Annotated in this window: 11 protein-coding genes; 6 read left to right on the top strand and 5 right to left on the bottom strand. The window is 73.0% G+C overall.

Annotation, left to right across the window (positions count from 1 at the left end; all coding sequences use genetic code 11):
- Positions 1-186: 186 nt before the first annotated feature.
- Both EKD16_RS13365 and EKD16_RS13370 read right to left on the bottom strand, forming a co-directional pair.
- Positions 187-597 (bottom strand): ChaB family protein, encoded by a 411-nt coding sequence (locus EKD16_RS13365; RefSeq protein ID WP_131098684.1) that lies wholly within the window; start codon positions 595-597, stop codon positions 187-189.
- 64 nt (positions 598-661) lie between these two features.
- On the bottom strand, positions 662-1,087 hold the full coding sequence (locus EKD16_RS13370) for a four-helix bundle copper-binding protein (protein WP_131098685.1): 426 nt from the start codon (positions 1,085-1,087) through the stop codon (positions 662-664).
- 230 nt (positions 1,088-1,317) lie between these two features.
- Between EKD16_RS13370 and EKD16_RS13375 the strand changes: the two genes are divergently transcribed.
- The 4 genes from EKD16_RS13375 (at position 1,318) to EKD16_RS13390 (ending at position 7,214) form a co-directional block, all read left to right on the top strand.
- On the top strand, positions 1,318-1,701 hold the full coding sequence (locus EKD16_RS13375; RefSeq protein ID WP_131098686.1) for a DUF3140 domain-containing protein: 384 nt from the start codon (positions 1,318-1,320) through the stop codon (positions 1,699-1,701).
- Positions 1,702-1,825: 124 nt separating this feature from the next.
- Positions 1,826-2,494, top strand: coding sequence for a dienelactone hydrolase family protein (locus EKD16_RS13380; RefSeq protein WP_131098687.1), 669 nt, complete (start codon positions 1,826-1,828; stop codon positions 2,492-2,494).
- A gap of 592 nt (positions 2,495-3,086) precedes the next feature.
- Complete coding sequence (locus tag EKD16_RS13385) at positions 3,087-5,057, top strand: glycosyl hydrolase family 18 protein (protein WP_131098688.1); 1,971 nt, start codon at positions 3,087-3,089, stop codon at positions 5,055-5,057.
- An 891-nt stretch (positions 5,058-5,948) separates the two neighbouring features.
- Positions 5,949-7,214: a multidrug effflux MFS transporter gene (locus EKD16_RS13390; protein WP_394347270.1), complete on the top strand. Its 1,266-nt coding sequence runs from the start codon at positions 5,949-5,951 to the stop codon at positions 7,212-7,214.
- A gap of 125 nt (positions 7,215-7,339) precedes the next feature.
- On the opposite strand, the gene EKD16_RS13395 is transcribed toward EKD16_RS13390, so the two are convergent.
- The 3 genes from EKD16_RS13395 to EKD16_RS13405 all read right to left on the bottom strand — a co-directional run bounded on the left by EKD16_RS13395 (position 7,340) and on the right by EKD16_RS13405 (position 10,989).
- Positions 7,340-8,077: a pentapeptide repeat-containing protein gene (locus EKD16_RS13395; RefSeq protein ID WP_131098690.1), complete on the bottom strand. Its 738-nt coding sequence runs from the start codon at positions 8,075-8,077 to the stop codon at positions 7,340-7,342.
- A gap of 94 nt (positions 8,078-8,171) precedes the next feature.
- Positions 8,172-9,230 carry a hypothetical protein gene (locus EKD16_RS13400; protein WP_131098691.1) on the bottom strand — a complete coding sequence of 353 codons (1,059 nt, stop codon included), beginning with the start codon at positions 9,228-9,230 and terminating at the stop codon, positions 8,172-8,174.
- A gap of 97 nt (positions 9,231-9,327) precedes the next feature.
- Positions 9,328-10,989 (bottom strand): PucR family transcriptional regulator, encoded by a 1,662-nt coding sequence (locus EKD16_RS13405; RefSeq protein ID WP_131098692.1) that lies wholly within the window; start codon positions 10,987-10,989, stop codon positions 9,328-9,330.
- 249 nt (positions 10,990-11,238) lie between these two features.
- Here EKD16_RS13405 and EKD16_RS13410 point away from each other — a divergent pair, with 249 nt between their 5' ends.
- Positions 11,239-12,099, top strand: a complete 861-nt coding sequence (locus EKD16_RS13410) for an FAD binding domain-containing protein (RefSeq protein ID WP_131098693.1) — start codon at positions 11,239-11,241, stop codon at positions 12,097-12,099.
- Positions 12,099-12,629 carry a (2Fe-2S)-binding protein gene (locus EKD16_RS13415; protein ID WP_131098694.1) on the top strand — a complete coding sequence of 177 codons (531 nt, stop codon included), beginning with the start codon at positions 12,099-12,101 and terminating at the stop codon, positions 12,627-12,629. The genes EKD16_RS13410 and EKD16_RS13415 overlap by 1 nt, the downstream gene beginning before the upstream one ends.
- Positions 12,630-12,637 lie beyond the last annotated feature (8 nt).

Consider the following 12,637-nt stretch of genomic DNA (forward strand, 5'->3'; position numbering starts at 1 on the left):
GCGGCCGCTGCGCGCGGGCGCGGTCACGATGAGGGGGGAGCGCGCCCCGCGCGGCGCTTTCGCTCGGGCGCGCACGTCGGCGCCGCCCGGATCCCGGCAGCGGATCCGGGCGGCGCCGGTGCGTACAACGAAGGGCGCGGCCGCGGCGCCGGGGCAAGGCCCGCCGCAGACGGGCCCGCGGGGGGCTCAGGAGCCGCGGGCCCGGCGGGTCTGCGTACGGCTCGCCTTCTGCAGCGCGTCGACCAACTCCTGCTTGCTCATCTTCGACCGGCCTTGGACACCGGCCTCGCGCGCACGCTCGTAGAGGTGGTGCTTGCTCGCGCCGGCGTCGACCCCGCCGGCGGTGGGCGCGTCGCCGCCGCGCTGGGGCGCCCGGGGGTTGGCCGCCTGCTTGTCGGAAGGCCCTTCGTCCTCCTTGGGACGCCATCGGTCGCCCACCTTCTCGTAGGTGTGCTTGAGCGCGGAGTAGGCGACGCGGTGGGCGCGCTCGCCCTCGCCGTAGCTGTCCACGGCCGAGTCGTGCGCCTTGATCCAGGTCTCCTGCGCACCGCGCGGCGAGCGCCGCAGGGTGTCGGGAAGCTCCTCTCGCCCGGGCATGTACGCATCTCCTCCCTTCGGGCGGCGCGGCCCTGGGCGGCCGCGGTACCGGCGCTCGCGGCCGCTACTGTCGCTGCTGTTCCTGAATCTGGAGAAGGATCTGGCGGGAGGCGTCCTCGGCCAGCCGGCACCGGTCGGCGCACAGCCGGCAGTGCTCGTGGTGCTCGCCGTGCCGGTCGCACTCGCGGGCGCAGGCCTGGGTGTAGAGGACGACGCTCTCCAGCAGCCCGCGGTGCAGTTCGGCGTCGGGCTCGGTGCGCCTGGTCAGCACGCGTTCCGCCGCGGAGCAGACCTCGGCGCAGTCCAGGTTGAGGCGCACGCAGGCGACGAGTTCGGCCACGTCCGGCTCGCCCAGGCACGCGTCGGCGCAGGCGGTGCAGGATTGGGCGCAGGCGGCCAGCCGCTCCACGGCGGTCTTGAGCAGATCGACGTCGTCTGCGGCGATGTCGCGCGGATGGCTGCGCAGGAACTCTTCCGTCTGAGTCGGCATGATCACGGCACCTCTTCCGCTCGATCGCGATTGCGGGCGGGTACGTGTCGACCTCTACCGAGACAACCCGCCGGTAAACCCCGCAGCGGGGCGTACTGCCGCCGCCGCGGGCTTTCGACCTGGAACGTCGCCGCCCGGCGGGGGTTTGCGGATACCCGCTGCCAGGTAGCGGACCGAACGACGTGCGCGCCAGGCGCGCGGCTGCCGACTTGCCAACCGAGGAGGGCGACATGGTCCGTGAACGGCTCGACCCCGAGACCGAGGACGTGTGGCGCGAGTTCCACGGCACGGTGAACATGCGCGGCGAGGAGCTGCGTCGCTGGCTGCTGACCGACGCATCGGGGCCCGACCACTTCGCCGCCGACCCGTCGATGGACGTCTCGCCCCTCGGTCGGCGCGTCGTCGAGATCCTGGACAAGCGCCAGGTGGACCTGACCGGCGCCGACGTCGACACCATGCGCGACGTCGTGGAGCGGGCGCGGCGGCTGCTGGCCGCACCCGAGGAGGAGCGCGGCGAGCAGTGGCGCCACGCGCTCATGACACTGGGGCACGACCCGCTGCGTCCCGACCCGAGCAGTCCGGAGGAGGAGCCGACCGCCGAAGGCCCGCAGTAGCCCGGTGGCCGGCTCGGCCGGCGGGGTCTGCGGTGGGGAGGTACCGCCCCGGGCGGCCTTCGTGTTTCGCCACGGCCTCGGCCGGTAGTGGAATCTTGGCGCTAGGAAGCGGGAAGGACGGGACATGGACGTGCGAACCGTGACGGTGCGGGACGGCGACGCGCAGCTCACCGGCGATCTGGCGACCACTCCCGAGGCCGCCGCCGTCGTGCTGTTCGCCCACGGCAGCGGTAGTTCGCGGCACAGTCCGCGCAACAAGGAGGTCGCCGACGCGCTGAACAAGTCGGGTTTCGCCACCTTGCTGATCGACCTGCTCACCGAGGAGGAGGACCGCCTCGACCAGGCGGGCGGCGAACTGCGCTTCGACATCGGACTGCTGACGCGGCGGCTGACGGCCGCGATGGACTGGCTGGCCGAGGACTCCCAGACCGCCGGGCTGCCGATCGGCCTGTTCGGGGCGAGTACGGGGGCGGCGGCCGCGCTGTGTACTGCGGCCGAGCGGCCGCGGCAGGTCGGCGCGGTGGTCTCGCGCGGCGGACGGGTGGATCTGGCCGAGGACCGGCTGGCCGACGTCTCGGCACCGGTGATGATGATCGCGGGCAGCGCCGACGAGCCCATCGTGCGGATCTCCTTCGACACCACCGAGAAGCTGCACGTGCAGAACGAGGTGCACGTCGTTCCGGACGCGACACACCTCTTCGAGGAACCGGGTGCGCTGGAGCAGGTGGCCGGCGCGGCGATGACCTGGTTCCGCGACCATCTGGGCACCGGCGAGACCCGCGCGGCCGAGTGAGTTTCGAACAGCGGAGCGCGCGGCCCGTGACCGCCGGTCGGCGGGCCGCGCGCTCCGCTGTGTTCGGCCGTTGACCGCTTCCGGCTCGGCGGTCGATCCGGACGGTCCGGCCGCCGGGCACCGTCGAGCCGCCCTCGTTCGGCGCCGAATCCCACTACGCCCGCACTGAACTGCGGAACCAGAGATCGCCGCGGATATCAAGGATTCCGGGTGGCCGGATGCGGACAACCCGTCTGCCTGCGGCTTTGCGCACCGATACCTGCGCAGGTCACCGACCGGGCCGGTAAGCGCCCGATCACATTGGCAGACACATCAGACCGCGGTCACCCATTGCCAGACAGAAAAACTAATAGTTAAGTTTCCTAAAAATTGGCCCGACCGGACGGAACCCCCTCATGAACGTCCGATCCCCCGCACCCTGCAACGCACGCGCTCCCCCGGCCCGACCGCCGTCTCCGCGGCGCACGGCAGGCCCCGACACCGCCGGCGCGCCCGCATCACTCCCGCTTCTCAGCCGGGCGAGCGGCCCGATCCCGCTCGCCGCACCGGCCATCATCCCCCGCCCCTTCGGCGCAGTAGGAGACGAACGCACGTGAAGACCCCCCGCACCAGAGCGGCCGCCGCCGCGGCACTCGCCCTCGCGGTTTCGGCGACCCCGCTGTTCGCCGCGCCCGCCGCGGCCGCTCCCGCAGACATCACCGTCGTCTACACCGAGGGCCAGACCTGGGAGACCGGGTACAGCGGCCAGTTCACCATCATCAACGACGGCGACACCGCGCTGCAGGACTGGACGATCGAGTTCAGCCTGCCCGACGGCGCAGCGATCAGCAGCATGTGGAACGCCGACGTCGCCGAGTCGGCCGGCAACTACACCGTCACCCCGCCGAACTGGGGTGCGCCCGTGCCTGCCGGCGGCAGCTACGGAATCGGGTTCAACGGCTCCTTCTCCGCCGGCCCGACCGCCACCGAGCCCGAGGGCTGCACCATCGACGACGCCCCCTGCTCGGGCGGCCCGCCCTCGGAGGACACCGAGGCGCCGTCCGTGCCCGGAGGCCTCTCGGCCACCGACCAGACCGCCGACAGCATCACCCTGAGCTGGGACGCCGCCGACGACGACGTGGGAGTCGCCGGCTACGAGGTGCTGCGCGGCGGTGAGGTCGCCGCCTCCACGACCGGCACCGCCACCACGGCCGTCGTGGGCGCCTTGGACGCCGACACCGAGTACACGTTCTCCGTGCGCGCCTACGACGCCGCGGGCAACCGGTCGGCGGCCGGAGACCCGGTCACCGCGCGCACCTCCGCCGACGACGGCGGGGGCGGCGACCCCGGGCCGGGCGGCGACCGCCGGGTCGGCTACTTCACCCAGTGGGGCATCTACGCCCGCGACTACCTCGTCCAGGACGTGGACACCAGCGGGACCGCCGAGAAGCTGACCCACATCAACTACGCGTTCGCCAACGTCTCGGCGGACGGCCAGTGCTTCATGGCCAACCAGCCGGGCGAGGGCGACGCCTACGCCGACTACGGGCGCTCCTTCGGCGCCGCCGACAGCGTCGACGGCGAGGGCGACACCTGGGACCAGTCGCTGCGCGGCAACTTCAACCAGCTCCGCGAGCTCAAGGCGAAGCACCCCCACCTGAAGGTGCTCATCTCGCTGGGCGGCTGGACCTGGTCGAAGAACCTCTCCGACGCGGCCCTGACCGCCGATTCCCGCGAACGCCTGGTCAGCTCCTGCATCGACATGTACCTGCGCGGCAACCTGCCGGTGATCGACGGCGCCGGCGGCACCGGCGCGGCCGCGGGCGTGTTCGACGGCATCGACCTCGACTGGGAGTGGCCGGCCTCGGCGGGCCATCCCGACAACACGTTCCGCCCGCAGGACAAGCAGAACTTCACGGCCCTGGTGCAGGAGTTCCGCGACCAGCTGAACGCTCTGGAGGCCGAGAACGGCCGCGAGTACCAGCTCACCTCGTTCATGGCGGCCGACCCGCAGAAGATCGAGGCGGGCTACGAGGTGGGCGCCGTGATGGAGGACTTCGACTTCGTCACCGTGCAGGGCTACGACTTCCACGGCGCCTGGGAGTCGACCACCAACCACCAGTCCAACCTCACTCCCGTCCCGAACGACCCCGGTCCGCGGACCTACAGCATGCAGGAGACGATCCAGGCTTACATCGACCGCGGCGCCGACCCGGCCGACCTCGTGATGGGCGTGCCCTTCTACGGTCGCGGCTGGACCGGCGTGCCCGGCGGCCCCGACGGCGACGGCCTGCACCAGACGTCCACCGGAGCGGCGCAGGGCCCCTACGAGGACGGCATCGACGACTACAAGAACCTGAAGAACCTGAGCGGCTACGAGCTCTACCGCGACGCCGAGGCCGGCACCGCCTGGCTGTACAACGGTTCGACCTTCTGGACCTACGACGACCCCACCGCCATGCGGCAGAAGGTCGACTGGGCCCAGCAGCAGGGCCTGGGCGGGATCATGGCCTGGTCGCTGGACGGCGACGACGCCCAGGGAAGCCTGATGGCGGCGATCGACGGCGCCCTCGACGGCTCCTGAGACCCGCCGACCCCGGGGTCCGGGCGCGCTCGGCGGCCCGGCCCCCGACCCGGCGTGCGGCCCTGAGGTCAGCAGGGCCGCACGCCCTCGTCGCATCAGGAACCCCGCCGATCCGTGCCGTCGGCGCTCGTAGTCCGGCGCCGCCTCGGCCCGGCTGGAAGCGAAGACCCGCCGGTGCCTGCCGTCGCCGCGCCGCCGCTATGGCGCGCGTATGGGCGGGCACCCCTGGCGGCCGGGGAACCCGCCCGTTCGCACACGGACCGGGGCGTCGGCGCCGCTTCGGGACGGAAGGCGCCGACGCCCCGGTCCCACCCCCTTGCGAACCCGGTGGGCGGGCACGCTGCCCACCGGGCGGAGCGCGCTGACGCGCTCACGGTCGGCACCCCCGGCTCCCCCCGAAGACCGCGAGGCGCCGACCTTGCGGACGGCTTCCGCGTGGCGCGTACTCCCGTCCGGGGCGGTCCGGGTGCCCGGGTGAAGGACCGGGCACCCGCACGCGGAAGAGGCCCTCAACTCTCCCTTTCGCGTGTAGGGGTTCAGCTATCCGGCGCCGTCCGGATCATGCACGCCGTCTGCCAAAAATCGGCAAAACCCCGCCCGACCGCTCACGTGCCCCGCTCCAGCGGACTTCGCGCGCGGGCCGCGCGCGCCAAAGGCCGCCGTGCTCCCTGTCACAGGCCCTGAAATTCCCGCATACAAGGCGTTTTGGCACCGTAACTCACATCACGCGAAGATCAACGGCCAACCGGGACTTAGCAAAGGGGGCACCGTGTTGCAGGCACGGTGTCCCGCGATGGGACCTCTACCGAGCACCGGCCCTCCCGCGGCTTCTCGGTGCCGATTCCACACCTTTCTTTCCGGTGTCCCTTCGTCATGCCTGCTGGAGTACGAGTGAGCCTTACCGCTGTGCGCCCGCGTCTGCGGACCGACCGCGCCCCGCAGACGCCGACTCACGGTGCCGACCGCCCGCGCCGGTCGGTCGTCCTGCTGGTCTTCATCCTCGGAGTCCTCTCGGCGACCAGTTCCCTGGCCACCGACCTGTACCTGCCCGCGTTCCCGCAGATCGCGGCCGACCTGAACGCCCCGGAATCCCAGATCCAGCTCACGCTGACCGCGGTCATGGTCGGGCTGGCGCTGGGCCAGTTGATCATCGGCCCGCTCAGCGACCAGCTGGGCCGCCGCAAGCCGCTGCTCGTGGGCATCGGGGTCTTCACCGCCACGTCGCTGCTGTGCATGGTCGTGCAGACGGCCGAGATGTTCAGCGTGGTGCGCTTCGTCCAGGGACTGGCGGCCGCGGCCGGAATGGTGATCTCGCGCGCGGTGGTGCGCGACACCTTCGACGGCGACTCCGCCGCCAAGTTCTTCTCCCGGCTGGTGCTGCTGGTCGGGCTCGCCCCGATGCTCGGCCCGCTGCTGGGCGGACAACTGCTGCTCATCGGGCCCTGGCAGCTGATCTTCGCCGTGCTGGGTGCGGCGGGACTGGCCGGCTTCGGGCTGGTCTTCTTCGGCCTGCCGGAGAGCCTGCCGGTGCACCAGCGCGTTCGGCAGGACCCCAAGCAGATGGTGCGGCACTTCCTGCGCCTGGTCGCCGACCCGCGCTTCATCGGCCCGACGCTGACCATGGCGCTGAGCTTCGCCATGACCTTCACCTACATCTCCGCGTTCTCCTTCGTCTCGCAGGAGGAGTTCGGCGCCACACCGCAGCAGTTCAGCCTCATCTTCGGGATCAACACGCTCGGCATGATCCTGGGCAACCAGCTCAACGCCGCGCTGATCGGGAAGATGCACACGACGCGGCGGCTGCTCATCGGCCTGCTGGGCGCGGTGGCCTCGGTGGCGCTGCTGCTGGGCATGCACCTGGCCGGCCACACCAGCCTGGTCGCGGTGACCGCGGTGCTGTTCGTGATGATGTTCTGCACCGGCCTGATCTCGCCGAACGCCACCACGCTGGCCATCGTCAGCCAGCCGTCCTCCTCGGCCGGCAGCGCCTCGGCCCTGCTGGGTACGCTGCAGTTCGCCATCGGCGGCACGCTCGCCTCGGCGGCCGGCCTGCACGGTGGGACCACGATGACGAGCATGGTCCTCGTCATGCTGGTGACCGGCCTGGCGGCGACGGGCGCCTTCGCGCTGACGGCGGCGCGCGGCCACGCCAAGTAGGACACGCTCCGCGGCCGCGGGAGAGCAGGCCCGCGGCACACCGGACGGCCGGCGGCCCGGAATCCACCGGGCCGCCGGCCGCTGTGCGTTCGGGCCGAAACGGGCGGCGGGCCGCAGCGGCCCGGTCACCGTCCCGCGGCGTCCGGTTGCCCGTCGGTCGCAAGAACCTGTATGCCCAGCCCGGCGAGCAGCATGTCGGCCTGCTGCGGCGAGACCGTGGCACCGCGCAGCACGGCGGCGTCGGTCAGGCTGATCTCACCCAGGTCGGCGCCGCGCAGGTCCGCTCCGCCGAAGTCGGCACCGGTGAGCACGGCGCCGCGCAGCCGGCTCTGCTGCCATACCGTCCCCCGCAGGTCGGCCTTGGTCAGGTCGGCCTCGTCCAGGCGCACCCCCGTCATATCGAGGTCGCGCAGCGAGGCTCCCTTCAGCCGCGCCAGCATCATGTTGCACCGCACGAAGGAGTACCCGATCCCGCGCAGGTCGCACAGGCCCGCCCCGGTCAGTCGGCAGGCGGTGAAAACGGCCTCGGTGAGCACGGCGCGCGCCCACTCGGTGTTGGCGAGGTCCGTGCGGTCGAAAGCGGCCTCGATGCACTCCGCACCGGTGAAGTGCGCCCCCGAGGCGGTCCCTCCCGAGAAGCGCGCACCGTCCAGCGCGGCCTCGTCGAACAGTGCTCCGTCCATCCGGCAGTCGGTGAAGACCGCATCGACCAGATGGGCCCCGCGCAGGTCGGCGCGGGCGAGGTCGCATTCGGCGAACACCCGCGGCTGTGCACCGGCCCCCGCCAGTCGCTCCCGCAGATCCCGCCCGGCAAGATCGGCCCCACGCAGCTCGCCGCCGGAGGCCGGGTCGTAGTCACTCATAGATGGACCGTAGCGAGGGCGGGTGACAGGGGCGCGCGGACCGGGTCGCCGGCCTATCGATGATGTGCAGGCGAAGCACCGGCCGACACCGCCGCTAAGAGAACTCAACCGACCCGTCGCTGTGCACGTGGGCACCCGGTGACATAGCCCGGTACCCCCAGGTGCGCCCGGGGCGGACCACGTTCGCCCGGGTCTGGAAGTTGACGGGCTCCTTGTCGGCGGCGCAACCGCTGTCGGTCGCCACGGTCGCGCCGGCAGGGACGACGACCCGCGCTCCGTCCCCCCACGGCGCCGGGCAAGGCGAGAATCCTGAGGACGCGTGGAACCAACTCAGCCGGACGGAGAGTTCAGCCGCGGTGTCGCCGTCGTTCACGATACGGACGAGAAAACCTATCCGTTCTCCGGCATCACGCACGCAAGCGTTCCAGAGCACCTGACCGCTCTCGCGGGGGTCGCTGCATGCAACCGTTTGCGAGGCGGGGTCGCCGATGGTGACGCGGCCCTCGCGCGGGGCTGTGTCCGCGCCATCGGTCTCACTCGGGGACGCGTTTTCCGGCCGTGCAGCCGTGGAAGCAGGCGGGTTGCGCGGCGCGGCAATCGTCGCCGACGGAGATGTCCGCTCCGCCGAGGGCCGGGGCGACGAGGCCGAAGTGCTTGTCGGCGTCGTGCCGACCGACGGCGTGGGCGCGCCGCCCATCCTTCCGTTTCCACTCTCGTCGGGGCGAAGCACAAGGTAGGCGGCCGCGGGAATGCCCGCCGCGGCTACGACGGCGAGTGCCGCCAGCGCGCCGGCCAAGCCACCCCGCGCTCGCGATCCCAGGTCGATGCCGCCGTAGGCGTTGTTGACCTGGATAGCGGTGCCATGCACATTTCCCGCCCGATTGGCGAATCGTCCACCTCTCGGTGAGCTTGCGGACGCGGCCGGAGCGTCCGCCTCAGCCTTCGGCCGCCGCCGCGCACCCGGACGCCGCCCGGAACCGCCTGCCATCGCTCCCGCCAGCGCCGCCGGCAGCGCGAGCACTGCTGCGACGATGCCCGCCGCCGCAGTCGCGGTCTGCAACCCTCCGACGTAAGCCGCTGCCCCGAGAACGATGATTACGACTGCTTCGAGACAGACAGCGAGCAGCATCAAGGGCTTCAGGGGGGTGCGCATGCCCGGCATTATCGCGGAACGGACATCCAGCGTCAGGCGAACTGGCGATCCGATACGAATATGAAGACGGAAGCCGTCGGGACGCCCCACTGGCGGGCTACTTGTGCAGCTTCAGCGCCAGGTAGAAGTCGACGCGGTTCTCCAGGCTGGCGAGGTCGCGGCCGGTGAGTGCCTCGACGCGGCCGATGCGGTAGCGCAGGGTGTTGACGTGCACGTGCATCGCCGTCGCGCAGCGCTGCCAGGAGCCGGAGTAGGCGAGGAAGCGCTCCAGGGTGGCGACCAGGTCGGAGCGGTGGGTGCGGTCGTAGTCCAGCAGCGGGCTCAGGAGGCGGTCGCGGTAGGAGGTGCGGACCTCCTCGGGGACCGAGGCCAGCAGCAGCTCATGGGAGTCCAGTTCGGTCCCGGCGGCGACGTGGGAGCGGCCGCCGCGCAGCTCCGCGAGGCGGCGGGCGTGGTCGGCCTCCATCGCGGCGCCGCGCAGCGCGGCGATGCCGGGCGCCGCGGCGCTGATCCCGACAGCCAGCCGGTGGTCGCGCAGCCCGGGCTCCAGCACCGCGGCCCGGCGGGCGAGTTCGGTGCGCAGCGCCTCGGCCCCGGCTGCCTCCCCGCCCTCGCCGGTCTCCCCGACGGGCGCGCCCGTCTCGGCGGACTCACCCGGCGGGCCGTCCGCTGCGGGGCCGCCCCTGACGGCCTCGGCGACCGGAACGACGGCGATCGCCGCGCCGTCGCCCGCCACGGCGGCCGTCGGCAGGTCGGCCACCAGCTCGTCCAGGACGCGCCGCGCCAGCGCCGGCTCGGGAGGCTCGGGCAGCAGCGCCGCGCTCACGACCACATGCCGGGCGCGGGAGCGCTCCTCCTCGTCCGGGGAGCCCGCCACCTGCAGCAGCGCGGCGACCTCGTCGAAGCGCTGCGCCGCCAGCAGGCGCGGCAGCCCCTGCACGTGGCGCGCCTCGTCGGCGGCGCGCTGCTCGCCCAGGCTGCGGGCCAGTCCCGCCAGAGCCGCGAGCTCGTTCACCGCCTCCGTGCCGTCCTCGGGCCACACCTCGGCGTCGCCTTCGACCGCGAGCACCCAACCCACCAGCGGATGCGGGTCGCGCTCCCCCACCGGCACCAGCGTCACCCGCCGCCCGGCGGCGGCGCCGGCGGCCGGCAGGTCGGCGGTGTGCCGTCGGGGACGCCGCAGCCGCTGCTCGGCGAGCCACTCCCGCTCGGCGCGGGTCGGCTCCTCCCCCGCCGAGGCCACCGCCCGTCCGGTGCTGGAGACCACCCAGCAGGCGAGGCCCGCCTGCTCGGCGGCCGCGGCGAAGACGCCCGGAAAGTCGGCGCCGGCGGCCAGGTCGGCCATCAGCCGCCGGTGGCGCTGGCGGGTCTCGACGATCCCGGCCAGCAGGCTGCCGGTCTGCGCGCGCTGCACCTCTTCGGCGACCGCGGCGAAGGAGGTCTCGGCCGGGACCTCGATCAGCGGGAGACCGCGGCGTTCGCAGGCGGCCACCAGATCGGGCGGGACGGCGCCCAGTGCGGCTCCGGCGCCCAGGCCCACCGCGCCCGACTCGGTGATCGCACGCACGAAGGTGTCGGGGTCCTCGGGGCCGCGGCGCCACATCAGTCCCGTGAGCACCAGCTCGCCGCCGTCGAGGTAGCGCTCGGGGTGGAGCAGGTCGGTGGTGTAGACGCGGCCGATCTCCCGGTCGGCGTGCTCCTGGCCGGCCAGGAAGCGCAGCCGCAGGTGCGCGATCGCGACGAGATCGCGGATACGCATCGGCGCCCCCTTGCTCCTCTGCCCGGAACCGCGGTACGCGCGCCGCGAAGTGTGCCCGCCCCGCGTGGCGGACACGTTAGCCCACGGCCGCGATTGTAGAAAACAACGAAGAGCGAACGGTGGCCGAGCACGCACTTCATGCCATCGCGTGCTGGCCGCGGCCGGGGACTCGGCGGTCTACTGCTGGAGCGGGCGGAAGCCGCGCCGGTGCGGCGACCCCGCCGCCCCGTTCGTCGACGAGGATGGCCGATGGACTTTCTCAGCCCTGCCACGTGGGAGGACGCGCTGGCCGCGAAGAGCGGCCGCCCCGATGCGGTGCCCATCATGGGCGGCACCGACGTGATGGTGGAGCTGAACTTCGACCGGCGCCGACCCGGCGCTCTGCTCGATCTCACCCGGGTGGACGAACTCGCCCAGTGGGGGCCCCAAGGCCCGTACCTGCGGCTGGGCGCCGGCGTGCCCTACACCGAGGTCGTCGAGCGGCTGGCCGGGCGCGCGCCCGCGCTCGCGCAGGCGGCCCGCTCGGTCGCCTCGCCGCAGATCCGCAACCGCGGTTCGGTCGGCGGCAACCTGGGCTCCGCCTCCCCCGCCGGCGACTGCCACCCGCCGCTGGTGGCCTGCGGCGCCCTGGTGGAGCTGGCATCGGTGCGCGGTGTGCGGCACGTACCCGCGGCCGAGTTCTACCTGGGGCCGGGCCGAAGCGCCCGTGCCGACGACGAACTGATCTCGGCCGTGCTGCTCCCCGCGCCGTCCGGGCCCCAGCAGTTCAGCAAGATCGGTACGCGCAACGCCATGGTGATCGCGGTCGCCTCCTTCTCGCTGGTTCTCGACGCCACCACCCGGCAGGCCGGAACCGGCATCGGCTCGGCCGGACCGCGTCCGCTGCGCAGCGCGCCCGCCGAGGAGTTCCTGGCCGCGGAGTTCGACTGGGACGGCGCCCGCACCCCGTCGCACGCCGCGGCCCGGCGCTTCGGCGAGCTGGTGGCCGCCGCGGCCGAACCCATCGACGACGTGCGCGGCAGCGCGGCCTACCGCAGGCACGCGCTGTCGGTGATGGCGCGCCGCGCCTGGCTCTGGTGCGCCGCCGCCTACCGGAAGGGAGCCCCCTGATGCGTGTCGCGTTCACGGTCAACGGCGAAGAGGTGGCCGCCGACGACGTATGGCCCGGCGAGAGCCTGCTGTACGTGCTGCGGGAGCGCTTGGGCCTGCCCGGCAGCAAGAACGCCTGCGAGCAGGGAGAGTGCGGTTCCTGCACGGTGTATCTGGACGAGGTGACGGTGTGCGCCTGCATGGTCGCGGCCGGACAGGCGCAGGGGCGCCGGGTGCGCACCGTCGAAGGGCTGGCCGCGCCCGAGGACGCCGACGCCCCGCCGGAGTCGCGCCTGAGCGCCGTGCAGGAGGCGTTCGTCGAGGCCGGCGCTGTGCAGTGCGGGTTCTGCACACCGGGTCTGCTGGTGCAGGCGGACGACCTCATCGCGCGCACCGCGGCCGCCGGCCGCGCCGTGCCCGGCGACGCGGAGATCCGCGAGGCGCTGGCGGGCAACCTGTGCCGCTGCACCGGCTACGAGGCGATCGTCGCCGCGGTGCGCCTGGCCGCGGAACGCGAGCGGGCCGCCGCGCACCGCGGAGGCGCCCGGTGACGCCGCCA

Source organism: Streptomonospora litoralis, from assembly GCF_004323735.1.
Lineage (GTDB): Bacteria > Actinomycetota > Actinomycetes > Streptosporangiales > Streptosporangiaceae > Streptomonospora > Streptomonospora litoralis.

Excerpts from the sequence above, each read along its gene's own strand:
- EKD16_RS13415 (WP_131098694.1), top strand. The coding sequence starts at position 12,099 with ATGCGTGTCGCGTTCACGGTCAACGGCGAAGAGGTGGCCGCCGACGAC.
- EKD16_RS13375 (WP_131098686.1), top strand. The coding sequence starts at position 1,318 with ATGGTCCGTGAACGGCTCGACCCCGAGACCGAGGACGTGTGGCGCGAG.
- EKD16_RS13405 (WP_131098692.1), bottom strand. The coding sequence starts at position 10,989 with ATGCGTATCCGCGATCTCGTCGCGATCGCGCACCTGCGGCTGCGCTTC.
- EKD16_RS13400 (WP_131098691.1), bottom strand. The coding sequence starts at position 9,230 with ATGCGCACCCCCCTGAAGCCCTTGATGCTGCTCGCTGTCTGTCTCGAA.
- EKD16_RS13410 (WP_131098693.1), top strand. The coding sequence starts at position 11,239 with ATGGACTTTCTCAGCCCTGCCACGTGGGAGGACGCGCTGGCCGCGAAG.
- EKD16_RS13370 (WP_131098685.1), bottom strand. The coding sequence starts at position 1,087 with ATGCCGACTCAGACGGAAGAGTTCCTGCGCAGCCATCCGCGCGACATC.
- EKD16_RS13395 (WP_131098690.1), bottom strand. The coding sequence starts at position 8,077 with ATGAGTGACTACGACCCGGCCTCCGGCGGCGAGCTGCGTGGGGCCGAT.
- EKD16_RS13380 (WP_131098687.1), top strand. The coding sequence starts at position 1,826 with ATGGACGTGCGAACCGTGACGGTGCGGGACGGCGACGCGCAGCTCACC.
- EKD16_RS13365 (WP_131098684.1), bottom strand. The coding sequence starts at position 597 with ATGCCCGGGCGAGAGGAGCTTCCCGACACCCTGCGGCGCTCGCCGCGC.